Below are 232 nucleotides of genomic sequence, written 5' to 3'. Positions count from 1 at the left end.
TCACACCTACCAGAACTCCCAACACCGAGCCGATGCCATGAAATCCTGGCTACACCACTACAACTGGCATCGACCCCACCAAGGCATCGGGCGCGCTGTACCCATCTCCAGACTCAACCTGGACGAATACAACCTATTGACAGTTCACACCTAGGTGTGAAGATTCAATAGGTTGTATGCATGGTTCATCCGAACCGGATTTGAGAAACTGGAAATCGCCACCCCCCCAGTT

1 protein-coding gene is annotated in these 232 nt (G+C 52.2%); it reads left to right on the top strand.

What is annotated here, in order from left to right; translation table 11 throughout:
- Nucleotides 1–154, top strand: a 154-nt coding sequence (locus ACI1P2_RS31360; protein ID WP_141396910.1) for an integrase core domain-containing protein, incomplete at its 5' end; no start/stop codon positions are given.
- Nucleotides 155–232: the final 78 nt, after the last annotated feature.

Source organism: Paenibacillus jiangxiensis, assembly GCF_046098255.1.
Classification (GTDB): domain Bacteria; phylum Bacillota; class Bacilli; order Paenibacillales; family Paenibacillaceae; genus Paenibacillus; species Paenibacillus jiagnxiensis.
This window is presented reverse-complemented; position numbering and strand designations above follow the sequence as displayed.